Annotated in this window: 20 protein-coding genes; 14 read left to right on the plus strand and 6 right to left on the minus strand. The window is 65.0% G+C overall.

Features of this window, described 5'->3' with window-relative positions:
• Positions 1 to 61: 61 nt before the first annotated feature.
• Both AL755_RS05105 and AL755_RS05110 read right to left on the minus strand, forming a co-directional pair.
• Positions 62 to 751 (minus strand): cache domain-containing protein, encoded by a 690-nt coding sequence (locus AL755_RS05105; protein ID WP_054010080.1) that lies wholly within the window; start codon positions 749 to 751, stop codon positions 62 to 64.
• Between the two features lie 27 nt (positions 752 to 778).
• Entirely contained in the window at positions 779 to 1,537 is a 759-nt protein-coding gene (locus AL755_RS05110) for a FadR/GntR family transcriptional regulator (RefSeq protein WP_054010081.1), read from the minus strand.
• A gap of 192 nt (positions 1,538 to 1,729) precedes the next feature.
• On the opposite strand from AL755_RS05110, the gene AL755_RS05115 reads away from it, so the two are divergent.
• The 5 genes from AL755_RS05115 to AL755_RS05135 all read left to right on the plus strand — a co-directional run bounded on the left by AL755_RS05115 (position 1,730) and on the right by AL755_RS05135 (position 6,273).
• Complete coding sequence (locus tag AL755_RS05115) at positions 1,730 to 2,809, plus strand: ABC transporter ATP-binding protein (RefSeq protein ID WP_054010082.1); 1,080 nt, start codon at positions 1,730 to 1,732, stop codon at positions 2,807 to 2,809.
• 39 nt (positions 2,810 to 2,848) lie between these two features.
• Positions 2,849 to 4,027 carry an ABC transporter substrate-binding protein gene (locus AL755_RS05120; RefSeq protein WP_237762596.1) on the plus strand — a complete coding sequence of 393 codons (1,179 nt, stop codon included), beginning with the start codon at positions 2,849 to 2,851 and terminating at the stop codon, positions 4,025 to 4,027.
• 4 nt (positions 4,028 to 4,031) lie between these two features.
• On the plus strand, positions 4,032 to 4,973 hold the full coding sequence (locus AL755_RS05125; RefSeq protein ID WP_082368923.1) for an ABC transporter permease: 942 nt from the start codon (positions 4,032 to 4,034) through the stop codon (positions 4,971 to 4,973).
• Between the two features lie 10 nt (positions 4,974 to 4,983).
• The gene (locus AL755_RS05130; RefSeq protein ID WP_054010083.1) at positions 4,984 to 5,814 is read left to right on the plus strand and encodes an ABC transporter permease; all 831 of its coding nucleotides are present in this window, start codon (positions 4,984 to 4,986) and stop codon (positions 5,812 to 5,814) included.
• Positions 5,815 to 6,006: 192 nt separating this feature from the next.
• Positions 6,007 to 6,273: a hypothetical protein gene (locus tag AL755_RS05135; protein ID WP_150117044.1), complete on the plus strand. Its 267-nt coding sequence runs from the start codon at positions 6,007 to 6,009 to the stop codon at positions 6,271 to 6,273.
• Between the two features lie 202 nt (positions 6,274 to 6,475).
• On the opposite strand, the gene AL755_RS23435 is transcribed toward AL755_RS05135, so the two are convergent.
• Positions 6,476 to 6,637 carry a hypothetical protein gene (locus AL755_RS23435; RefSeq protein WP_160318857.1) on the minus strand — a complete coding sequence of 54 codons (162 nt, stop codon included), beginning with the start codon at positions 6,635 to 6,637 and terminating at the stop codon, positions 6,476 to 6,478.
• A gap of 43 nt (positions 6,638 to 6,680) precedes the next feature.
• Positions 6,681 to 7,883 carry an ROK family transcriptional regulator gene (locus tag AL755_RS05140; protein ID WP_337589595.1) on the minus strand — a complete coding sequence of 401 codons (1,203 nt, stop codon included), beginning with the start codon at positions 7,881 to 7,883 and terminating at the stop codon, positions 6,681 to 6,683.
• 107 nt (positions 7,884 to 7,990) lie between these two features.
• Here AL755_RS05140 and AL755_RS05145 point away from each other — a divergent pair, with 107 nt between their 5' ends.
• From AL755_RS05145 to AL755_RS05185, 9 genes are read left to right on the plus strand one after another with little or no spacing between them, the layout of a single operon-like run.
• Positions 7,991 to 9,283, plus strand: coding sequence for an ABC transporter substrate-binding protein (locus AL755_RS05145; protein ID WP_054010086.1), 1,293 nt, complete (start codon positions 7,991 to 7,993; stop codon positions 9,281 to 9,283).
• A 50-nt stretch (positions 9,284 to 9,333) separates the two neighbouring features.
• Entirely contained in the window at positions 9,334 to 10,266 is a 933-nt protein-coding gene (locus AL755_RS05150) for a carbohydrate ABC transporter permease (protein ID WP_160318858.1), read from the plus strand.
• Entirely contained in the window at positions 10,259 to 11,167 is a 909-nt protein-coding gene (locus AL755_RS05155) for a carbohydrate ABC transporter permease (RefSeq protein ID WP_082368925.1), read from the plus strand. The genes AL755_RS05150 and AL755_RS05155 overlap by 8 nt, the downstream gene beginning before the upstream one ends.
• Positions 11,168 to 11,201: 34 nt before the next feature.
• Positions 11,202 to 12,545 (plus strand): alpha-L-fucosidase, encoded by a 1,344-nt coding sequence (locus AL755_RS05160; RefSeq protein WP_054010088.1) that lies wholly within the window; start codon positions 11,202 to 11,204, stop codon positions 12,543 to 12,545.
• Complete coding sequence (locus AL755_RS05165; protein WP_082368926.1) at positions 12,542 to 13,411, plus strand: ROK family protein; 870 nt, start codon at positions 12,542 to 12,544, stop codon at positions 13,409 to 13,411. The genes AL755_RS05160 and AL755_RS05165 overlap by 4 nt, the downstream gene beginning before the upstream one ends.
• A gap of 36 nt (positions 13,412 to 13,447) precedes the next feature.
• A complete protein-coding gene (locus AL755_RS05170) occupies positions 13,448 to 14,890 on the plus strand; it encodes a sulfatase family protein (protein WP_160318859.1) in 1,443 nt (480 codons plus the stop codon).
• A complete protein-coding gene (locus AL755_RS05175; RefSeq protein WP_054010091.1) occupies positions 14,887 to 16,461 on the plus strand; it encodes a M81 family metallopeptidase in 1,575 nt (524 codons plus the stop codon). The genes AL755_RS05170 and AL755_RS05175 overlap by 4 nt, the downstream gene beginning before the upstream one ends.
• An 8-nt stretch (positions 16,462 to 16,469) precedes the next feature.
• Positions 16,470 to 17,222, plus strand: coding sequence for a copper homeostasis protein CutC (locus tag AL755_RS05180; protein WP_054010092.1), 753 nt, complete (start codon positions 16,470 to 16,472; stop codon positions 17,220 to 17,222).
• Positions 17,219 to 18,535, plus strand: a complete 1,317-nt coding sequence (locus AL755_RS05185) for an alpha-L-fucosidase (RefSeq protein ID WP_054010093.1) — start codon at positions 17,219 to 17,221, stop codon at positions 18,533 to 18,535. Before AL755_RS05180 ends, AL755_RS05185 begins: the two co-directional genes overlap by 4 nt.
• Positions 18,536 to 18,580: 45 nt before the next feature.
• On the opposite strand, the gene AL755_RS05190 is transcribed toward AL755_RS05185, so the two are convergent.
• Both AL755_RS05190 and AL755_RS05195 read right to left on the minus strand, forming a co-directional pair.
• Positions 18,581 to 19,678: a pyridoxal-phosphate-dependent aminotransferase family protein gene (locus AL755_RS05190; RefSeq protein ID WP_107503811.1), complete on the minus strand. Its 1,098-nt coding sequence runs from the start codon at positions 19,676 to 19,678 to the stop codon at positions 18,581 to 18,583.
• Between the two features lie 252 nt (positions 19,679 to 19,930).
• Positions 19,931 to 23,086, minus strand: coding sequence for a glycosyl hydrolase family 95 catalytic domain-containing protein (locus AL755_RS05195; RefSeq protein WP_202813542.1), 3,156 nt, complete (start codon positions 23,084 to 23,086; stop codon positions 19,931 to 19,933).
• Positions 23,087 to 23,148: the final 62 nt, after the last annotated feature.

The following is a 23,148-nucleotide window of genomic DNA, read 5'->3' on the forward strand; positions in this document are numbered from 1 at the left end:
GCCAGACTACCGTTACCGGGGCGCGCGGCGGGAGGGGTTACGTGCGCGGGGAAGCGGGTAACTACGCAGTGGCGGAAAAGATGCGGAACTGCCGGCCGACGTCGAAGGTGGGGGCGCCGTCGTCCGGGCGCACCATGTCTCCGGCATCCACGGTGGGGGAGGCGCTGACAATGCTGCGGCCGCCGGCGTTGACCAGCACGGCGTGGGGGCCGATGCTGCGCAACGCGGCCAGGCCCGCCCGCTCCAGGGTCTGGGCCGTAACATCCAGGCCCACCACCCCGGCGAGTTCTCCCGCCCGGAACACGGGGTGCGTGAACGTGAGCACGTATTCGTCGGTGCACAGCAGATCGATGTAGGGCCCCGTCACGTGCGGGCGTCCCGTTTCCATGGGCACCCGGAACCATTCGGCCTTCACGTAGCGGCTCGTGGACTGCGGGCTGAAATTGGCCAGTGCGTCCACCCGTTCCAGGTCCTCGCCCTGCCACCAGGCAATATAGCTGCGCTCGGGCCCCAGCAGGCCCGGGGCCGCCACGAACCCGGCGCCGGCCAGCAGGGTGCCGGGCTCGTGCAGCATGGCGTCAACCGTGGGACGGATGAACTTGTCGATCGAGGTGCCCGTGATCTTCCCGGGGCCGGAGAGCCACTCCGTGGCGGCCTGCGCCCAGCGGTCGATCCGCTCTTCGATGCCGGCGACCAATGCGCCGAGTTCCCCAACTCCCGTGCTGTTGACTGTGGCGTCTTTGCCGTTCATCTGCGTGCCTTTGTGTGTGCGGTTTGGCTAGTGCTGCCCGGCGGCGTGTTCCGCCAGCAGCCAGTTGGTGGTTGCCGAAATTAGATCCTTGGTCCGTTCCTCCGCTGCCGCGCAGTCGTGGGCCTCGATCGCGTCGGTGATGGCGGTGCTCAGGGCGGCCGTCTTTTCGCAAAACGCACCATCCTCAAACGGCAGCAACGTCAACGTACCCACGTCGGCCTGCAGGTGCAGGAGTTCGCGGGCCAGCCGGGCCGAGCGTGCCACGGCCGCAATCTCCAGCAGGAACTCGGCCGCCGTCAGCCGCCACGAAAACGCGGTGGCCGTTTCGCCCGGCGCCCCGGGCGGGCGGATGTAACTGCGCAGGGTGTCGATGTCGCCGTCGCTGGAGCGCTTTGCGGCCACCCCGGCGCAGGCCACGGCGATGGCCTGGAAATGCAGGCCCAGATCCGTGATTTGCAGCCGGGTCAGGCCCAACAGCTTCTCCTTCGCCCGGTCCGCCGAGGGGAAGGAGTTTTCCGTGACAAAGCTGCCGCCGCTGCGTCCGCGGGTGGTCCGGATCAGTCCCTGGCCGCGCAGTTGTGACAGGGCTTCGCGGGCCGTGACGGCCGAAACCCCCAGGGCGCCGGCCAGTTCCACCTCGTTGGGCAAGCGCTGGCCGCTGGTGAGGAGCCCGGACTCAACGGCAAGTTCAATGCGCCGGCACACCTCATCGACCAATCCGCCGGACTTGATGGGGGTGAAAACGGCGGCCAGGCTGCGGGAGGCGCCCAGTGGGGAAAGCGACATGGGTGCGTCCTTTCCTTGGTGGGACCGTCCGTGTGGTGTGCCGTTTGGCGGGTTGATCCAATCGTAACCGTCACATGGCGTTGGGGCTATACATAAAACATCTTAAGTAATAGTGTTTAGCCTCATCACCACAATGTGACTCGCATCACCGGCGGATCCATTGGAAGCTCACCAAGGAATGAAAGGCGCATCATGAGCCAGAGCACCCTTAGCGGCCTACGGGAAACCACCACGGACGTCCCCGCGATCCGGCTGCGCAACCTCACCAAAACGTTTGGCACCAGGAACTTTGGTGAAACCAAGGCCGTGGACGGCGTCGACCTGGACATCCGCCAGGGCGAGTTCTTCTCCATGCTGGGCCCGTCGGGATCCGGCAAGACCACGGTCCTGCGGCTCATTGCAGGCTTTGAACTGCCCACCTCCGGCACGATCGAACTCGAAGGCGCGGACGTCAGCGGCAAGGCCCCGTTCCAGCGCGACGTCAACACCGTCTTCCAGGACTACGCACTGTTCCCGCACATGTCCCTCGTGGACAACGTCGCCTATGGGCTGCGGGTCCGGGGCATGAAGAAGGCCGAACGCCGGGACCGGGCCGTCGAATCCCTGGAACGGGTGCAGTTGGGCAAGTTCATGCACCGCCGCCCGTCCCAACTCTCCGGCGGGCAAAGGCAGCGCGTGGCACTGGCCCGGGCACTCGTCGTCGAACCCAAGGTGCTGCTGCTGGACGAGCCGCTCGGTGCCCTGGACCTGAAACTGCGCCAGCAAATGCAGATCGAGCTCAAGGAACTCCAACGCTCCCTGGGCATCACGTTCATCTTCGTCACGCACGACCAGGAGGAGGCGCTGACCATGAGTGACCGGATCGGCGTGTTCAACAACGGCAAACTGGCCCAGATCGGCACGGCCCACGAAATCTATCAGCGACCCACGGGCGCGTTTGTGGCCAACTTCGTGGGCACCTCCAATCTGTTCGGACCCGAGGTGGCCACCGCCCTCTACGACCGCGCCAGCCAATTCGTGGTCCGCCCCGAACGGCTCAGCCTGCACTGGAACGGAACCCCGGGAACCCTCGACGGCGTGAGCACCCTGCGCGGCACCGTCACCTCCCTGGTCTACGTGGGGCACGCAACCCAGGTCCACGTGGCGCTGGACGCCGGCCCCGCAATCGTGGTCCAGGTGGGGAACGACCTGCCCGCCGGCGAAACGCTCGTGGGGGACACCGTCACCGTCAGCTGGGCCGACGCCGACGCCGTCTGGCTGCCCGAAGCCTAAGCATCTCTCTCATCACACACCCTCGAAAGGACAAGAACAGTGGCACTGAAAAACTCGCTCAAAGTCATTGGGACCCTGGCCGTGGCAGCATTGACGCTGGCCGCCTGCGGAACCACCTCCGGCACCGGCCCCGCAGCCGGCGCGCTCAAGGAATCGATCGGTGCCGGGGAAGGCCAGGTCTCGATCCTGGCCTGGCCCGGCTACGTCGAGGACGGCAGCAACGACCCCAAGGTGGACTGGGTCACCCCGTTCACCGCGGAAACCGGCTGCAAGGTCAACTTCAAGCCCTTCGGCACCTCGGATGAGGCCGTGACGCTCATGCGCACCGGCCAGTACGACGTCATCTCGGCCTCCGGCGACGCCTCCCTGCGCCTCGTGGCCGGTGGCGACGTGCAGCCCGTGAACATGTCCCTGCTGAAGAACTATGCGGACGTCTACCCGTTCCTGAAGGACAAGGCCTGGAACACCGTGGACGGCAAGAACTACGGCATGCCGCACGGTTGGGGCGCCAACCTGCTCATGTACCGCAGCGACAAGGTGACCCCGGCCCCCACCTCCTGGAGTTCCGTGTTCGACGGCGCCTCCGCCTACAGCGGCAAGGTCACCGCCTACGATTCCCCCATCTACATCGCCGACGCCGCCCTGTACCTGATGAAGCACAAGCCCGAACTGAACATCAAGAACCCCTACGCGCTGGATAAGGACCAGCTGGCCGCCGCCGTGACCTTGCTGAAGGCCCAGCGTTCACATGTGGGCGAGTACTGGAACGACGTCGTGAAGGAAGTCCAGTCCTTTGCCTCCGGCACCTCCGTCATCGGCACCACCTGGCAGGTGGGCGCCAACATCGCCAAGGCCGACGGCACCAAGGTCGAAACCCTGCTGCCCGAGGAAGGTGCCACGGGGTGGTCGGACACCTGGATGATCGGCGCCAAGACCAAGAACTCCAACTGCGCCTACAAGTGGCTCGACTACATCGCCAGCCCCAAGGCCAACGCGGCCGTCGCCGAGTACTTTGGCGAATCCCCGGCCAACCCCAAAGCCTGCGCCCTGACCACCGACAAGACCTTCTGCGACACCTACCACTCCGGCGATGCGGCCTACGCGGAGAAGATTTGGTACTGGACCACCCCGGTCGCCAAATGCCTGGACGGACGCACGGACGCCACGTGCACCGACTACTCCGAATGGACCAAGGCGTGGACGGAAATCAAGGGTTAGGATCATGACACTCCAAACGCAGCAACCCGGCCGGAAGGCGGAGTCGGACACCTTGCCGGGCCACGCCGTCGTACCCCGGGCACGCAAGAACACGCTCTCCGCCTGGCTCACCCGCTCACCGAGGCTCCGCCTCGCCGGCCTGCTCACCGCACCGGCCGGCTGGTTGGTCCTGGTCTACATCGCGGCCCTCGCGGCCCTGCTCATCACCGCCCTGTGGACGGTGGACACGTTCACCGGGAAGGTGTCCACCACCTGGACGTTCGCCAACGTCCTGCAGGTGGTCACCGACCCCGTCTACCAGATCATCACCCTGCGCACGCTCTGGATCGCGCTCGCCGTCACAGTGATCGACGTCGTCATCGCCGTACCGATAGCGTTCTTCATCGCCAAGGTGGCCACCGCCAACTGGCAAAAAATCCTCGTGGTGGCCGTGCTCATGCCGCTGTGGGCCAGCTACCTGGTGAAGGCCTACGCCTGGCGCAACGTGCTGGCCGACGGCGGCCTGCTGGAATGGCTGGGCACCCCGCTGGGCGTCCACAGCCCCGGCTACTCGGAATCGGCGGTGATCATCACGCTCGCCTACATCTGGCTGCCGTACATGATCCTGCCCATCCACGCGGGCTTTGAGAAGGTCCCCGATTCACTATTGGAGGCCTCCGGGGATTTGGGTGCCAAGCCGTTGAAGACCATGCGGCTGGTCATGCTCCCCATCCTCATTCCGTCCATCATCGCCGGCAGCATCTTCACGTTCTCGCTGTCACTGGGCGACTACATCACGGCGCAGATCGTGGGCGGCACCACGCAGATGCTCGGCACCGTGGTCTACGCCAATGTCGGTGCGGCCAACAACCTGCCGTTTGCCTCGGCGGTGTCCCTGATCCCGATCGTGATCATCATGGTCTACCTCTTCGTGGTCCGCCGTACCGGCGCCCTGAATAACCTGTAGGAGGATGAAAATGCGACTTTCCCGCAGCGCCAAAACCGTCTTGGGCGTCATCACCGGCCTTGTCCTGCTGTTCATCTATGCGCCGTTGCTGCTGGTGGTGGTGAACTCCTTCAACGCCGACCGCACGTTTGGCTGGCCACCCAAGGGCTTCACCCTGGAATGGTGGGGGAGGGCCTTTGAATCCGTGGGCGTCCGCGAAGCCCTCGTCACCTCGCTCTGGGTGGCCGTGGTCTCCACCGCCATCTCGCTGGTCCTCGGAACGCTGCTGGCCCTGGCCTTGCAGCGATACAAATTCTTTGGCCGCGAGGCCGTGAACCTGCTGGTGATCCTGCCCATCGCCCTGCCCGGCATCGTCACCGGCATCGCGTTGAACAACATGTTCACCACCATCCTGGGCGTGCCGTTGAGCATGTGGACCGTGGTGATCGCCCACGCCACCTTCTGCATGGTGACGGTGTTCAATAACGTCATTGCCCGGTTGCGGCGCATGAACGGCCGGCTCGAGGAGGCGTCGTTCGATCTCGGTGCCGGCGTCTTCACCACCTTCCGGTTGGTGACGTTCCCGCAACTGCGCTCCGCATTGCTGGCCGGCGGGCTCCTGGCTTTCGCCCTGAGCTTTGACGAAATCATCGTCACCACGTTCACGATCGGTGCCGGCGACACCACGCTGCCGATCTGGATCCTGCAAAACCTGTTCCGCCCCAACCAGGCGCCCGTGGTCAACGTGGTGGCCGTGGTGCTGATCGTCATCTCCATTGTGCCGATCTGGCTCGCGCAGCGGCTCTCCGCCGATTCCGTGGGCGGCTCCAGCAAGCCCGCCAAGGCCAAGGTCGCCGCGTAGCTTGGCGCCGGTGGTCGAGCTTGTCGAGACCCCCGGCGGCTTCCCCGCCGTCGGCCGCGACTTGGACGGTTAGGTGCCGACGGGCAGCTCTCCCCATCGACGGGGGTGGGGGTTGGCGGATAGTTTCGTATCAATCGCTACTTCGGATTCTTCGGACGATGCGGAAAATCTCTAGGTGTAAGGATGTGCGTTGTGGCTGGAATGCTCGGAAATAACCCGGCGGATATGGCGGATTTGGCCAACAAGTTGGCGCAGGCGGTGGACCAGATCAACCAGATCACCTCGACCCTGGACAGCAAGGCCCACGGCGTGCAGTGGGAGGGCCCGGATGCGAACCGTTTCAAGTCCAGCGACTGGCCCAGCCACAAAAGCGCATTGAGCCGCGTGGCACAGGAACTTGACCAGGTGAAGAACACGGTGAACCGCCAACGCCAGGAACAGATCAGCGCCTCGCAGTAAGTACGCCCCGCAGCAATTCGGCGGTGCAGCTGATGCGGGCTTGCCCTCCGGCAGCCCGCATCAGCTGCACCGCCGAATTGCTTTTGTGCCAACAGACCGCAGGAGCTGCACCGTCGATTTCGATGGTGCCGCTCCTGTGTGTGGTTAAGGCATGCCGGAAGGTCCCGGAAGCCGAAGGGCGTACGGGAGCGCACCGCCGAGGCTAGAGGTGGTCGGGGTCTGCTTCCTCGGCCAGCGCGGCGGCGTGGTCGTTGATCTCGGCGATGTCCGGGGACACCATTTCTGTGTAGACCTCGGCCAACGGGTCACTGGCCGCGGCGTCGTGGGTCAGGCCTGCTTCGTCACGATCTGGATGCTTGCTCATACGCAAAGGATAGCCCCGCAGCCCCTAGGATCTGCGGAAATTTCTAAGCCAAAGCCGTGGCCCGGGCATGGAGCGGGACGTTGAGGCTGATGGCGTTATGAAGAGCCAGCCCGGCGGCCCCCACGGCGTCCTCCGACTCGGTCCACGCCTTGACGGTGATGTCCAGCGGGAGCAGGAATTTCAGCACGGTTTCATCCAGGCCGCGGCGGAATCCGTCGTTCAGGGCCGGCCACAGTGAGGTGGTTTGCCCACTCACAATGACGGTGCCGATCCCCAGCAGGTTCACCACGCCGCCTACGGACCGGCCCAGGCGGTGGCCAATGTCGCCGAGGAAGGCAAGGACGGCCGGATCGCCGCCGTCGGCCGCCTGCCGCAGTTCCGCGAGCTTGAGGTGCCCGCCGGCATCCGGGACGGCCCGCAGAACCTCGTTGAGGCCGGCATAAACCTGAAGACAACCGCGGTTCCCACAAACACACAGCGGCCCGTTGGGGTCGGTCGACATGTGGCCAAACTCTGTGGACGCCCCGCCGGCACCGCAAAAGACCTTGCGCCGGTTGACGATTCCCAGGCCGACGCCGTAGCCAAGTCCCAGCAGCAGGAAGTCGTCCTTGTTGCGGCCCAGGCCAAAGCTGACCTCGCGGGTGGAGAGCGCAAAAAGGTCGTTGGAGACAAAAACCGGTCGATTGATGAGTTCCTGCAGCTGGGCGCCAAGATTGAAGTCACGCCAGTTCAGTGTGGCGGAGATCCGTACGGTGGACAGGGCCTGGTCCACGGCGCCGGAGACCGAGATCCCAATCGCCACCACGCGTTCCGGGTGGTCCAGGGCGGCCTGTTGCTCAAGCACCATGGTCTTGAACTGCCCCAGAGGGTCCGTCGCCGGATCAAACGGCGTAGAGCGCGAATCAACAACGCTGCCATCAATATGCATGGAAACGACCATCACGGAGGTGGGTGTCACGCTCATGCCAATCACCACGGCGGAGTCGGCAATCAGCTCCACGGGGACCCGCGGCCGACCGGCTCCGATGCGCGCATCGGAGGGCAGTTCACGGACATAGCCGTCGGTCATCAGCCGGCGAACCTGGGCTGTGACGGTGGCCGGTCCCAAGCCAAGGCGCTTGGCGATTTCGCTGCGGCTGAGCTGGCCAAGCTGTCCCAGAACGCCAAGGATTTCGGCCCGGCTGACGGCGTCGCGAGTTGGAGTGGTATGGGGTCGGACCCGTGTCGATGAAATATTTCCCCCTATTGACGCGGTCTGCGATGTGTGATTATCCTAACATCACGCCATTAATTCGGCGCCGAATTAATTATTAGCAAACGGCTCCGGTCTGTTACCCATCACGAAGGACTGACATGAAATTAGCAAAGAAGCTAACCGCAATCGCCCTCGGCGGCGCGCTCGTCCTGGGCGCCTCCGCATGTGGCTCTTCAACCTCGGGCGGCAGCGCCGGTTCCGCCGACGGCAACGTCACCCTTGACTGGTCGTTCTGGTCCCAGGGCGATGAAGGCAACCAGACCTGGAAAAACCTGGCCTCGGAAGTCACGACCAAGTACCCGAACATCAAGATCAACCTCACCACGGCACCGTTCGCCGACTACTTCACCAAACTCCAATCCCAGCTGGCCTCGGGTACCGCACCGTGCATCGTGAGTATGCAGAGCCTCCGCCTGCCGGCCTTCGCCAAGGCATTGACTCCGATCGATGGCGACCTGGCCACGGCCGCCGGCTTCAATGCCGGCGAATGGGAATCGGGCGCACTGAAGGCACTGCAGAAGGACTCCAAGCAGTACGCATTGCCTTATGGGTTGTCCACCATGGTCATGTACTACAACAAGGACGCGTTCAAGGCTGCTGGCGTTGCCGAGCCCAAAGACGGCTGGACCACCGACGATTTTGTGGCCGCCGCCGAGAAGATCACCAAGTCAAGCGGCAAACCGGCCTTCGGCCAGAGCTTCTCCGACCTGCACATGTCCGCACAGTTGCTCGCGTACAACGGCGCCCGCCCTGTTTCCGCCGACGGCGCCCTGCAAATGACCGACCCGACGTTCACAAGTGCCTTCAACTGGTACTCGGGCCTGGCCACAAGCCAAAAGATCAGCAGCGTCCCCGCCAGCTCCTCCGACGTCCCCTGGGGCGAGCAGCAGTTTGTTGCCGGGAACGTTGCCATGGCCGTTGATGGTTCCTGGAACCTCAAGAGCAATGTGACGGATGCGGCCGGCTTCAAGGTTGGCGTCGTAACGCTCCCGCAGGGACCCAACGGTGGTGGCACGTTCTCGGCCAACTCCGGCTTCGGGATCTCCTCCACCTGCAAGAACAAGACCGAGGCCGCCAAGGCCATCGGCGTGCTGACGGATGCGGCATCGCAGTCGGCGTCGGCGAAGGCCGGCAACCAGCCCGCACGAACCGCCTCCATCCCGTCGTTCATCGAGGCCCTGAAGACGGACGTCGATCCCAAGAACCCGGGCTACTCCGCCCAGGTTGCCACGGTCACGAAGGACTCCTCGGCGATGGCTGTGCCGTTCATCAGCACGAGCAACTGGGACATGGTCACGAAGCTGATGGCCCAGCAGTTCCAGCAGGCCTACTCGGGCCAGACCTCACCGGCTGACGCGTTGAACAACGTCCAGCAAAGCGGCGCCAAGTAACCATGGCTGCGCTACTTCCGCTATCCGAGCCGCAGTAGAAAGGCACTACCTTGACGGCAACTATCTCCCCAACCGTGCGGAAAGGGATCACCGATCCATCTGCGCCGAAAAAGCGGAAGAAGTCCGATTCCCTTGCGGCGCTGGGGTTCCTTACCCCCAGCGCCGTGGGAATGACGGTATTCATTCTCTTCCCCACAATCCTGGCCATCATCACCAGTTTCTTCAATTGGCCCACTTTTGGTGATATCTCCTTTGCCGGTTTGGCCAACTACCGTGAACTGTTCGCCCCTGGCAATCAGTTCACGGCAGCACTTATCAATACGTTTGTCTTCACGATTCTGGTGGTTCCGATCAACCTGGTGCTGACTTTGTCCACCGCCTTCTGGGTCGCAAGCAGCCGGTTCAGTCGGCTTTACCGGGTGTTGTTCTTCCTTCCAGTGGTCACGCCCACCGTGGCAACGGCCGTCATTTGGAAGCTGATCTACCAGCCCAATGGCCTGGTCGACTCCACCCTGCAGTCGTGGTTTGGCATTCACCTGCCCAACCTTCTTGGTAACAGCAGCACAGCCTTGTTCGCCGTCGTCGTCGTTATTATCTGGCAGGGGTTCGGCTACAACATGCTGATCTTCTCGGCAGCGATCGACCAGCTGCCCCAGGACGTCATCGATGCTTCAATGCTCGACGGTGCCGCCGGGCTTACGCAATTACTTCGGATCAAGCTTCCGTTGCTGACCCCGGCGCTCTTCTTTGCCTCGACTGTCACGATGATCTCCGCGTTCCAAATGTTCTCGGAACCATTCGTGTTGACCGCCGGCGGACCCGGTACCTCGACCGTCACGGTGGTCATGAACGTCTACCAGACGGCATTCCAGGGTGGCGAACTCGGTGCGGCAGCCGCACCGGCCATCATTCTCTTTGTACTGATTCTCGTCGTCACCATGATCCAGTGGGTGGGACAAAAGAAGTGGGTTCACTATGACTAGCAGCCAGCTCCACGTGCGCACAGCGAAAACGAGTGCCACCAAGTCCAACGGCGTGCCACCACGGGAAAATCACCGCCGGTTCCGGCCCGTGAAATTCGCCAGCGAAGTGGTGCTGGGGATCGTGGTTCTGGCGTTCCTGTTTCCGATCATCTTCACTTTCTTCTCCGCCTTCAAGCCCAACGGCGAGATCTTCGCCCAGCCGCCGTCACTCATCGGCTCCGAATTCCGCTGGCAGAACTTCGTGGAAGTTTTCAACTACACGCCATTCCTGCGCTTCATCGTCAACGGCCTGATCGTCTCCATCTGCGGAACCGTCATCGTCGTGGCCGTCTCCTCGCTCGCCGCTTACAGTTTCGGGATCCTTAAATGGCGTGGCCGGGACAAGTTCATGCTGCTGTACCTGGCCACCATGATGATTCCCCAGGAAGTCCTTGTCATCCCCATGTTCCTGCTGATGCAAAAGCTTGGTTGGATCAACACGTGGCAGGCGCTCATCCTGCCGTGGGCGTTCGGGGCATTCGGGGCCTTCCTGTTGCGCCAGTTCTTCATCGGTATCCCGTATGAATTGGTGGAGGCCTCCCGCATGGACGGTTGCAGCCAGTGGCGCACCTTTACCCGAATCATCCTTCCTCTGGCCAAGCCGTCGCTTGCCGTGCTGGGTGTCTGGACGTTCATCACGTTCTGGAACAGCTTCCTGTGGCCGTTGATCGTGGTCAACGACGTCAACCAACTTGGTAACGTCTCACTGGGCCTGCAAACGTTCTTTGGTGAACATGGCAGCTCCTGGAACCTTGTCATGGCTGCTTCCGTGATCGCCATCCTGCCCACCCTGATCCTGGTTATTGCCCTGCAAAAACACCTGGTCAAGGGCATCGCAACCGTGGGGCTCGCAGGGCGCTAACCGCCATTCACCCTCCTCTTTCAAGAAGGCAGTAATGATTAATTTTGAGGATCGTGTTGGTCCCGACTTTGGCGCCAACGCGCCGCGCTACCCGCAGTGGGAGTTCCCGCAATGGCTCGCCGAGGCAAAATTTGGCATCTTTGTGCACTGGGGCCTGTATTCGGTGCCGGCCTGGGCCGAGGTGGGTAACGCCCCGACCCCTGTGGAGGACGCCTACCGCGACCACCAGTACGCCGAGTGGTACGGCAACACCGTCCGCTTGGAGGGCAGCAGTGCCCAGAACTACCAGCGCTCCACCTTTGGCCCCGGCACCAGTTACGAGGACCTGGCCGATGTGTGGAAGGCGGAATCGTTCGACGCCGCCGCCTGCCTCGAAGTGTTCCGCCAGGCCGGAGCCAAGTACGTGGTTCCCACCACCAAGCACCATGACGGCTTCTGCTTGTGGAATACCGAGACTACGCCGTTCAACAGCGCCGTGCGCGGCCCCGGACGCGACCTGATCCAGGAATTTGCCACGGCCACCCGCGATGCCGGGCTGAAGTTTGGCGCCTACTTCTCCGGTGCGCTGGACTGGCACGCCAGCGACTTCCGGGCCATCGACTCGGACCCCGACATTTTCCGGCTGCGCCGCAATGACGAGGACTTTGCCCGTTACTCCTACGAGCAGGTGCATGAACTGGTGGAACGGTTTGCCCCGGACATCCTGTGGAACGACATTGAATGGCCCGACGCCGGCAAGTCTGATGCGGATTTCGGCGTGGCGGCACTGTTCAACGAGTACCGAGCGGCGGTGCCCGAAGGTATTGTCAATGACCGCTGGGGCGTCCCGTCCCACGGTTACCTGACCCGTGAGTACAGCGACATCGGCGGCCTGAGCGACCAGCACTGGGAAAGCTGCCGCGGCCTGGGCCGGTCCTTTGGCGTAAACCAAAATGAAACCGACGCCGACGTGCTCAGCGTGGCCGAACTGGTCCTCCACCTGGTGTCCGTCGTCTCACGCAACGGCAACTTCCTTCTCAACATCGGCCTGGCGGCCGACGGCACCGTCCCGGAACGCTACCGGGAACGCCTTCTGGGCCTGGGTGCCTGGCTCGCCGTCAACGGCGACGCCATCTACGGCACCCGCCCCTGGGCGGGCACCATGACTCCCGAACAACAGGCGCACTATGCCGTGACTGTGGGGTCCGACGCCACGTTCCTGTCAGTGATCACCCCCGGAACCGAGCTTCCGCCCGCCCCACTCGATATTGCCGGCGGCGTGTGGTTGGGTGCGGGGGTGAACGGCGATGGCGGCATTTGCGTGCCGGCTGCCCTCGCCGGCGAGCCGGTCGCCGTCCTGCGCATTCCGCACACCGCACTGTCAGGAGCTTCAGCATGAGGGAACCATGGATTGGGGTGGACATTGGCGGCACGAAGATCGCTGCCGGTCTAGTGGACGAAAACGGGACGGTGCTGGCCCGGGCCCAGCGGCCCACTCCGCACGGGGAGGTGGCCATAGCCGACGCCGTGGCCGGCCTGGTCCTTCAGCTCGCACCCGAGGTCGCCGGGACGGTGGTGGGAATCGCCGTCCCCGGCTATGTCTCGATCGACCACAGGAAGGTGTCCTACGCGGCAAACCTGGAACTTGAGAACACCATGCTGGCGGATTTGGTCGAGGCCAGGATCAACGTCGCGGCCCTGGTGATCAACGACGCAAACGCCGCGCTGTGGGCCGAACACAAGTTCGGTGCGGCCCGGGGCGTGCAGGACGTTGCCATGGTGACGGTGGGGACCGGGATCGGCGGGGGCTTGCTGGTGAACGGCAAGCTGGTAGTTGGTGCGCACGGCTGGGCCGGGGAAATCGGCCACATGGTGGTCGAGCCCGGCGGACGCCCCTGCGGGTGCGGCAGTCGCGGCTGCCTGGACCGGTATGCCAGTGGCAGTGTCCTGGAAACCGAGGCCCGGACCAGAGAAGATTTTGCCGAAATCGCCCACTGGCTCGGGTTTGGGCTGAGTCAGGTTTCGATGTTGCTGGATCCGGACCTCGTGGTGCTGGGCGGTGGAGTCAGTGCCGTTGGGGCGGCCCTGACTGAACCCACCCGTGAGCGGTTGGGTGAGCTTTTGGCCGAGCACGGCCGTGATTCCACGCCCCCCGTGGTCACGGCTCTGCTGGGTCCGGACGCCGGGTTCATCGGGGCGGCCGCCTACGCCGCCGATCATGTCGGCGTCCAGGGCATGGACGGCATCGGCGCCAATGCCGGCTAACAGGGCTTCCCACAAGGCTTTTCGATTGGAGAACAGGTGAGCAAACCCAATGTTGTTGTTGTCCTGGCGGACGATCTAGGTTGGGGCGACCTCTCATGCTACGGCGCTACCCGGATCCGCACGCCGCATCTTGACGCTTTGGCGGAGCGTGGTGTCCGCTTCACCGACTCGCATGCCTCGTCCGCCGTTTGCACCCCGAGCCGGTACAGCCTTATAACAGGGTCCTACCCGTGGCGGAGCCCGTTGAAGAGCGGAGTATTGGGCGGCCTAGACCCGGCCATTATCGATGCCGACGCACCAACCCTGCCCCGGGACTTCCTGAACGCCGGGTACAGCACCGGTGCGTTTGGAAAGTGGCACCTGGGTCTGGACTGGACCGGGCATGACGGCACCACCCGTGACGCATTCGCCCCCGGATTTGCCTCCGAGATGCAGGGCCACGGCCGCGACATCGACTACGGCATCCCGTTCAGGGGAGGGCCCACGGCGCTTGGCTTCGAGACGTATTTTGGCATTGCCGGGTCCCTGGACATGCCGCCGTACTGCTTCCTGGACCAGGACAAGGCTGTGGGGATTCCGCTGGAGGAAAAAACCGAACTTGTCACCTCCCAGCGCCCGGGGATGCAGAGTCCAGGCTGGCAGGACGACGCCGTCGACACCACGGTTGTTGCACGGGCTGCGGAGTGGATCCGCGCCCGGCGCGAGGATGGGCGGCCGTTCCTGGCCTATGTGGCCACGGCTGCACCGCACCGCCCGTGCGTGCCTCCGGAATTTGTTCGCGGCGCCACCGATGCGGGACCTCGCGGAGATGGGGTGGCCCTGGTGGACTGGATGGTGGGTCAGCTGATTGCAGCTCTGGGAGAGGACCTTGAGAACACCATCATCGTATTCACCTCGGACAACGGGGCGCCCACCATGTTCCCCGACGACGGCGACGTGGTCATCCACCGCCCCAACGGCCACTGGCGAGGGCAAAAGGCGGACGCCTGGGAGGCCGGGCACCGCGTACCGCTGATTGTGGCCGGGCCCGGGGTTGTTGCGAATAGGGTGTGCGAGGAACTCGTCAGCCTCATGGATCTTCGTGCCACCCTGGCCGAGGTTACGGCGGATCCGCCGGACTCAGCGGAGCTGACCGGCCCCGACGCTGTTTGGGCCGCCGGCGACGGTACCTCATTTGCCAAGCTCCTTCGCGGCGAGCTGCCCGGCACCGGCGCCTCCCGGGTGCTGGGCCACCAGGCATATGACGGCACCTTGGTGCTGCGCAGCGGGTCAGGAAAGGCAATCTTCGGGACAGGTTCGGGCGGTTTTTCTGAACCGGTGGGCCAACCCGACGATACGGGCCAGGGGCCAGGACAATTCTTTGACCTGGCCGAGGATCCCACGGAAACCGCCAATCTGTGGCCCCACCGGGCAGAACAGGCGCTTGACATGATTGAAACATTCGAACGCACCACCGGATTCATTCGAGGGACACGATGACAGAACTATCCACCACAACACACCGCCCCGACCCGTCCGAGGTGTGGTGCCCGCCGTTGGCACCACTGGCCGAGGGCGGCCTGGCCCGCCCGCGCATCGGCATCGCCGGCATCTCCATCGAGTCCAGCACCTTCTCCCCGCACGTCAGCGGCACGGAGGCGTTCACGGTGCGCCGCGGCGCGGAGCTGCTGGACTACTACCCGTTCCTCGATAGCGGCCGCGAGATGCGCGAGGCCGCCGACTGGGTGCCGCTCATGCATGCCCGGTCCCTCCCCGGCGGTGCCGTGGATCCGGAGCTGTACGTGGCGTTCCGCGATGAGATCGTTGAGCAGATCCGCAACGCCGGCCCCCTGGACGCCTTGTTCTTCGACATCCACGGCGCCATGAGCGTGGTGGGCATGCAGGACGCCGAAGGCGATCTGGCCCGGCACGTGCGCGCGGCCCTGGGTGAGGCCGTCCTGGTCTCCGCCTCCATGGACCTGCACGGCAACGTCTCCTTTGAGCTGCTGGAAAACGTCGACATCATCACCTGCTACCGCATGGCCCCGCACGAAGATGCCATGAACACGAAGGAACGGGCCGTCTTCAACCTGCTGACCAGGCTCCGGGCCGCGACCGGCGCGGACTTTGTCCGGCGCCGCCCGCTCAAGGCCTGGGTGCCGGTACCGGTACTGCTGCCGGGGGAAAAGACCAGCACCCGGATTGAACCGGCCAAGGGCATCTACGAGGAAATCCCGGCCGTCACCGAGCTCGACGGCGTCCTGGACGCATCCATCTGGATCGGCTATGCCTGGGCCGACGAGCCGCGCTGCCAGGCCTACGTCGTCGTGACCGGCGACGACGAGGCGGTCATCCGGCGTGAAGCGGAACGGCTGGCGCGCCTCTTTTGGGACGCGCGGGCCGATTTCGCGTTCGTGGCCGACACCGCAACGCTCGCGGACGGCATCGCCGCGGCCATCGCCCCCGACGCCCCGCGCCCGTATTTCCTTTCCGACACCGGCGACAACCCGACGGCCGGAGGCGCCGGAGACGTGACGTGGACGCTGGCCCGGTTGCTGGAAAGCGCGCCGCTGGCCGCCGCCGATGTGCGGCTTGTCCATGCCTCCATTTTCGACGCCGGCGCAGTGGCGTCGGCCGTCGCGGCAGGGGTCGGCGGCGCCGTGGACATCGAAGCCGGTGCCCGGATCGACCACAACGCGCACGGCCCGGTCCGGCTGCGCGGCACCGTCTACTCCATTGCCGAGGGCGACCCCACGGCGGGCACCCAGGCGGTCATTCAGGTGGGCAACGTATTCGCCATCCTGACCGAGCGGCGCAAGCCGTTCCACCACATCAGCGATTTCACCGTGTTGGGCCTGGACCCGGCCGAGTTTGACGTGATCGTGGTGAAGATCGGCTATCTTGAGCCGGAGCTCTTTGACGCGGCGGCGGGCTGGAAGCTGGCGCTCACGCCGGGCGGCGTCGACCAGGACCTGCTGCGCCTGGGCCACTCACACCTGGCCGACGGCGTGTACCCCTTTGTCGAAGACGGCGGCACACCCGCCCTGACCGCCGTGGTGCACCGCCGATGACCACGCCAATGACAACGTCCACGAAACCCGTCAATGACCTGGCCGCGCTGGAGATCGCCGTCCAGGATGCGGCCGGCGCACGCGCCGCCGTAGCCGGGGGAGCATCCCGGGTTGAACTGTGCACAGCGCTGCGTACCGGTGGATTGACGCCGTCGCAGGGAACAGTGGAGTCCGTACTCGCGGCCGCGGACGGACGGGCCGGTTTTGTGCACGCCCTGGTGCGTTCCCGCGGCGGCGGATATGTGTATGACGCAGAGGAGGTGGACACCATGTGCCGCGAAATCCGGCACTTGAAGGCGGCCGGCGTGGGCGGCGTCGTCGTGGGCGCCCTAACTGCCAACCGGAGTATTGACCTGGGTGCGCTGGAGCAATGGGTTGAGGCCGCGGACGGCCTGCCCGTGACGTTCCACCGCGCAATCGACGCCTGCCCCGACCCGCTCGGCCAGCTGGCCCGGCTGGCGGGCAGTGGAGTCAGCCGGGTGCTGACCTCGGGAGGTGCCGTGCGCAGCATTGACGGTTTGACTGTGCTGGAAGCCATGGCGCTTCACGGGCCGGCCGGCGTCGAGATCATGGCCGGCGGCGGCGTCCGCATCCAGGACCTTGCCGCGCTGGTGTCCGCCGGCGTCGACGCCGTGCACCTCTCGGCCAGAGTTCCCTACCTGGATGTCCACCCGGCTGGCCCCGGGGGCGGCGCACAGGAGCTGGATGCAACAAGCGCCGACCTGGTTGAACTGGCCCGCCTGGCCCTGGAGATATCGTGAAGGCCGGGGCAAAGGTCCACCACCCCAAGGACCTGGCACCGCTATCGCCCCAGGCAAGGGAGCACACGGACTCCTGGTTTAAGGGTGCCGGGCTGGGCATGTTCATCCATTTCGACCATGCCAGCCAGCAGGGCCTGGAGGCATCCTGGCCCATTGTGGGCAGCGTGGAAGGGCTGGAGTTCAATGAAACCGTCCTGGTAGACGATTACCACCGCTCGGCTGCCACGTTTGACCCGGCCCAGTGGGATCCGGAGGAACTTGCCGCGCAAGCCGCGGCGGCCGGGATGGGTTACGCCGTCTTCACCACCCGGCATCACAGCGGATGGTCCGCCTGGCCGTCCAAGGCCAGCGACAGGACCATCGCGTCCTCTCCGTATGGACGCCGCGGCGGTGACCTGGTGCGGGAGTTTGTTGACGCCTTCCGCGCGGCGGGAGTGCGCGTGGGGTTGTATTACTCACTCTCGGATTGGGGCCACCGGCAGTATCCGGCCTTCACCGACGCCATGCGCCCGTACTTGCATGCCGACTACCCGCGGCCGTCTGCCGGGGATTGGGCTGCATACCGGCAATATCTCAAGGACCAACTGACCGAACTGCTGACGTGGTACGGGCCCATTGACCTGCTCTGGTTTGACGGTGAATGGGAACGCAGCCGTGAGGAATGGGATTCCGCCGGCCTGGAGGCGCACATCCGCACTCTGGCTCCCAACGTGGTCATTAATGACCGCCTGATTGGCAGCGGCGACTACCGCACCCCGGAACAGTTCATCCCACCCCAGCCCCTCGACGAACCATGGGAATGCTCCATGACGATGTGCGACACCTGGAGCCATGTGCCGTCGGACACCAACTACAAGTCATTGCACGAGATTGTGCGGACCTTGGCGGAGGTCACCGCCAAAGGCGGAAACCTGTTGCTCAACGTTGGTCCCCGCGCCGACGGCAGCTTGGCGCCCGAGCAGGCTGCCCTGCTCAGGGGCCTGGCGGATTGGATGGATCGGAACGGCGAGGCCGTGACGGGCGTGGAGCCAGGACTGGAGCCATGGCAGTACTACGGCCCCAGCACCGCAGCGGGCCACAACGTCTACCTCTTTGCCCTGGCCGAGCCGGTCGAGGCAGTGACGGTAAGGAACATCAATGTTCGCCGGGTCAAGGGTGTCCGCCAGCTCGGCTCGGAGACCGAGCTTCCATTCAGTTACAGGACCGCAATGGAAGACAGATACCTCGACGATCCGGAAGGCGAGCTCACTATTGACGTGTCCACGCTTGAGGACGCCGGCGTGATCAGGGTGTTTGTGCTTGAACTGACATGACGGTGTCCGCGGACGGAAGGTACGTGCCGTCCGCGGACACCGTGCTTAAGCCTTGGCGATGGCTTCCTTCAGCGCGCCAAGCACCAGCACCACGGAGGCGGGGTTGGCGTTGGGGCCCATCATGCCGATCCGCCAGACGGTGGAGGCGAACTGGCCCACGCCGGCGCCGATCTCCATGCTGAAATTCTTCAGCAGGTAGGCGCGCACGGCGGCCGAATCCACGCCTTCCGGAACCTTGACGGTGGTCAGGCTGGGCAGGCGGTAACCTTCTGCGGCAAACAGTTCCAGGCCCATGTCCTGCAATCCGTTTTGGAGCGCAAGGCCGGCGGCCCGGTGGCGGGCCTGGACGGCGTCGAGCCCCTCATTGAGCACACGGCCCAGGCCGGCCTCAAGGCTGGCGATCATGGTGACGGGCGCCGTGTGGTGGTAGGTGCGGGCGCTGCCGTTGGCCGCCCCGACGTAGCCGCCCAGCAGGCCCAGGTCCAGGTACCAGGACTGCGGATCCTTGACCCGGCGCTCGAAGGCGGCGTCGGAGATGGTGAAAGGGGACAGGCCCGGCGCCACGCCCAGGCACTTCTGCGTGCCGGCATAACCGACATCGATGCCCCAGTCGTCGGCGAGCAGTTCCAGACCGCCAATTGAGGTGACGGCGTCCGTGACCAGGAGGGCGTCTCCCTTGAGCGTGCCCAGCGCGGCGATGTCGGAGAGTACGCCGGTGGACGTTTCGGCGTGGACGGCCGCGATCACCTTTGGGTTCGGATGGGCGGAGGCGACCCGTTCGGGGTCGATCGGCTGGCCCCACTCGTGGTCCACGCGGACCACCTCGGCACCGGCGCGGCGGGCCACCTCACACATGCGCGCACCGAACAGGCCGTTGACGGCGATCACGGCCACATCGCCTTTTTCGACGGTGTTGACGAAGGCGGCCTCCATGCCGGCGGAGCCGGTTCCGCTCAGCGGCAGGGTGCGCGCGTTCTTGGTGCCCCAGACTTCGCGGAGGCCGTCGCAAGTACGGTCCAGAATGTCGATGAACAACGGGTCAAGGTGGCCCAGGACGGGATTTCCCAACGCGGAGATGGCTTCCGGGTAGCAATTGCTGGGGCCGGGGCCGAACAAGTGGCGGTATGTCAGGGTCTGGGTCACGAGGTGCTCCTTATTGCGCAGATGGTTCGTATCCAGCATAGGCGCGCGGTGCTGCGCGAGCGTGTGGTTGGCAAGCTAGTCGAGACCCGGCCTGGCGCCGACCATGCGGAGCAACCGGCGCCGGACTCACGGCGGGTTTTGCGCACAACACTGTTCTGCGCAGAACTCGCAGCGGGTTCCGCGTAGAACGGAACGGGCCGGCCCCCGCAGCAGAAGCTGCAGGGGCCGGCCAGTTCCGGAAACGCTGAGGCGTCAGCTCGGGGAGAACGGCTTGGTCTTGTGGCCCGGTTGGGTTGGCTTGACCTTGTAGTCCTTCCCGTTCATCCGCACGGTGATGTTCCCCTGGTTCGGGGCACGGTCCGCGATCACGGTGACTTCGGTGACCTTGCCGCCGGACCAGGTGCAGCTGACCTCATAGCCGCCACTGGCCCGGAGTCCGGTAAAGGACCCGTCCTTCCACGCGTCGGGCAGGGCGGGCAGGAGGTGGATGGTTCCCGTGTGGCTTTGGATGAGCATCTCCGCGACGGCACCGGTAATGCCGAAGTTTCCGTCCATCTGGAACGGCGGGTGGTTGCAAAACAGGTTGGGCAGGGTATTGAAGCGCAGCAGGCCGCGCAACATCATGCGGGCCCGCTCCGCCTCGCCCAGCCGGGCGAACAAAGCCGCACGCCACGGCCACGTCCAGGAACGTCGGCTGTCGCCGGACACTGTCGCCTCCGTGAACGGCACGCCGTCCTGCTCGCCGCAGCGGGCCTTTAGGGACACCAGCGCGGCTGCGGCAAACTTGGGCGAATCCGCCGCCGTGATTTGCCGGCCCGGGTAGACGGCGAAGAGGTGCGAGGTGTGCCGGTGGATGTCGGTGGGGTCGTCCATGTCTTCCTGCCATTCCTGCAATTGCCCCCACTTGCCGATCTTGTTGGGGGCCAGGCGCGACTGGAGGCTGGCTACACGTGCCCGGTAGGCGCCGTCGTTCTTCGCGGCATCCTCGCAGTCGATGTAGTTCTGGAACAAGTCCCAGATGATCTGTTGGTCGTACATGACACCGTTTTCACGCGGCCCATGCTCGGGCGACCAGCCGTCGGGGGAGACAAGCAAGCCGTTTGCGTCCTCCACCAGGCGGTCCTCCCAGAACTGGCAGATCTCCTTGAGCATGGGCAGCGCCGTGTTGCGCAGGTAGTTCTTGTCCTGGTTGAAGGCCCAGTGCTCGTAGACGTGTTGGCCATACCAGGCGCTGGCGACGGTGTTCCATTCCCAGGAGTTGCCGCCAAAGATGCTTTGGCTGGTCCGGGCCGTCCAGCCGCGGGTGTCCTTGCCGAAGGCGTTGCGGGTGGCGACCCGGCTGGGCACGGCCACCTGGCCGATGAAGTCGATCAGGGGTTCGTGGCTCTCGGACAGGTTGGTGGTCTCGGCGCCCCAGTAGTTCATCTGGATGTTGATGTTGGTGTGGTAATCGGAGGCCCAGGCAGGGGAGTTGCTGTCGTTCCACAGGCCCTGCAGATTGGCCGGGAGCCCGCCGGGCCGGGAAGAGCCGATAAGCAGGTAGCGCCCGTATGTGAACATGGTCTGTTCCAGGCTGGGGTCGTTTTGGCCGGCTCCGTAGCTCGCCAGGCGCAGGTCGGTGGCGGTCTTGGCGACGGCGTCCGGGGACTTGCCCCAGTCGACGGAGACCCGTGACATCAGGGCTGCCACGTCGGCCATGTGCTCCGCGCGCAGTTTCGTGTAGGGCCGGTTTGCCGCTGCGCCGAGGGCCCTGGCGATGCCCGGTGCGGGGTCCGCGCCGCGCCAGCCGGCGGCGGCGTCGAGTTTGTAATTGGTACGGGCGTCCAGGAGCAGGGTCATGGTGTGTGCGCCGTCGACGCGCAGCGCGGAGCCGTCGGCGGTGACCGTGCCGTCGGTGTCCACGATCCGCAGGGTTGCCGCGTGCTTGAGCCGATTGGCCATGGTGCCGGAGAAGCTCAGCGAGGCCTCCTTCGCGTTGGCCGTGGTGGGAGCCCCGCTCTGGCCGGAAGTCAGGGCGATGGAGCCGTTGAGTCCGCCCGCCCGCTCGGTTTCGTAGCGGAACACCATGACGTCGGCAGCCCGGCTGGCAAAAGCCTCACGGAGGACGCGGTTGCCCGTGGTGCCGAACTGGGTGATGTGGACGCCAACCTCGGGATCCAGGGCGCGCCGGTATTCGGCCACGGCGGATGCGCTCTGCGTGGAGAACCCATTGCCGGTCAGGGCCACACCGGCGAGGCGCAGCTGGCGGGCGCCGGCCGCGCCTCGGAAGGTTAGGCGGTAGGAGCTGTAGGCCTTGGTGCCTGTCAGTTTGACGGTCAGCGTCTGGCCGCGGGTTGCAAACGGGGCGCCGGGTGACTGGCTGTCCACGGCAACCCAGGTGATCCTGTCCGTGGAGCCCTCGAGGATCCACGACGTGGGGTCTTCCGCCGGAGTTCCCGTGGACGACGTCAAGGCGTAGGAGGTCAGGGCTTGGCCCTTGCCGAGGTCCGCCTGCCAGACGACGCCGGCGCCCGGGTTGGGTGCGAGCCACGCCGTCGTCGTTGAGCCGTCAAGGGTGCGCAGGATGTCGGCACCCTTGCCGTCACCGTCGGACTGGCCCGACGGTGAGGAGAGGTAGAGCGAGGACTGCCCGCCCAGACTGACGCCGCCCAGCGAAATTTCGGCAACCTGGAAGTGGCTGACGCCGGCCTTCGGGGTGAAATCGAACATGTAGTACCTGTAGGCGGTGGTGTTGGCGGTGCTGAACTCCTTGGCCTGCAGCCGGCTCTCAAACGGGGCGGGCAGGGTGCGGGTGTCCAGCACCGTCCACTGTGCGCCGTCTTGGGAACCGGAGAGGACCCACTGCTGTGGATCGCGGTCGGGGACATCGTTGGCGCTGGTCAGGCTGTACTTGGAAACGACGACGGCGGCGGGCAGCTTGGCCTGCCACGTCACGGTGGCCGGTGGGCCGATGACGCACCATTTGGTGCCCGGATTGCCGTCAATGGTGGCCGCAAAAGTCTCCGATGACGAGGTGTTGTACGGTCCGCCGGGGGCTGTCACGACGGGCTGCTCGGCGAAGGTGATGACGGCTTCGCCGAAGGTCAGGTAGGAGCCAAAACCCGTGACGCTGGTGTCGTAGGCCTCGTCGTCAAGGCCGGCCAGGGCGTTGTCGTAGTTGTTCAGTCCACCCCACAGGCTTTGTTCGTTGAACTGAATGCGGTCGCGGGACGGATCGCCAAAGAACATGGCGCCGAGCCGGCCGTTGCCGATGGGGAGTGCGCCGGACTGCCAATCGGTGGCCGGCAGTTGGTACCAAAGCGCGTGGTTGGAAAGCGCGGGGTGGGGGAGCAGGCACACGGTTGATTTTGCCGTCGTGGCGCTCGCCGACTGGGTGACAAGCTGGGTGAGAAGTGGCGTCAGTGCCAAGGCTCCTCCTAGTTTGAGTATCTGGCGTCGGTTGGGTGCTGCATAAATCATGGACAACTCCT

Origin of the sequence: Arthrobacter sp. ERGS1:01 (genome assembly GCF_001281315.1) — a bacterium.
Lineage (GTDB): Bacteria > Actinomycetota > Actinomycetes > Actinomycetales > Micrococcaceae > Specibacter.

What these genes read in the sequence shown, in the direction of transcription:
- AL755_RS05105 (WP_054010080.1), bottom strand. Translation starts at nt 751, where the DNA reads ATGAACGGCAAAGACGCCACAGTCAACAGCACGGGAGTTGGGGAACTC.
- AL755_RS05110 (WP_054010081.1), bottom strand. Translation starts at nt 1,537, where the DNA reads ATGTCGCTTTCCCCACTGGGCGCCTCCCGCAGCCTGGCCGCCGTTTTC.
- AL755_RS05115 (WP_054010082.1), top strand. Translation starts at nt 1,730, where the DNA reads ATGAGCCAGAGCACCCTTAGCGGCCTACGGGAAACCACCACGGACGTC.
- AL755_RS05125 (WP_082368923.1), top strand. Translation starts at nt 4,032, where the DNA reads ATGACACTCCAAACGCAGCAACCCGGCCGGAAGGCGGAGTCGGACACC.
- AL755_RS05130 (WP_054010083.1), top strand. Translation starts at nt 4,984, where the DNA reads ATGCGACTTTCCCGCAGCGCCAAAACCGTCTTGGGCGTCATCACCGGC.
- AL755_RS23435 (WP_160318857.1), bottom strand. Translation starts at nt 6,637, where the DNA reads ATGAGCAAGCATCCAGATCGTGACGAAGCAGGCCTGACCCACGACGCC.
- AL755_RS05145 (WP_054010086.1), top strand. Translation starts at nt 7,991, where the DNA reads ATGAAATTAGCAAAGAAGCTAACCGCAATCGCCCTCGGCGGCGCGCTC.
- AL755_RS05155 (WP_082368925.1), top strand. Translation starts at nt 10,259, where the DNA reads ATGACTAGCAGCCAGCTCCACGTGCGCACAGCGAAAACGAGTGCCACC.
- AL755_RS05160 (WP_054010088.1), top strand. Translation starts at nt 11,202, where the DNA reads ATGATTAATTTTGAGGATCGTGTTGGTCCCGACTTTGGCGCCAACGCG.
- AL755_RS05165 (WP_082368926.1), top strand. Translation starts at nt 12,542, where the DNA reads ATGAGGGAACCATGGATTGGGGTGGACATTGGCGGCACGAAGATCGCT.
- AL755_RS05175 (WP_054010091.1), top strand. Translation starts at nt 14,887, where the DNA reads ATGACAGAACTATCCACCACAACACACCGCCCCGACCCGTCCGAGGTG.
- AL755_RS05180 (WP_054010092.1), top strand. Translation starts at nt 16,470, where the DNA reads ATGACAACGTCCACGAAACCCGTCAATGACCTGGCCGCGCTGGAGATC.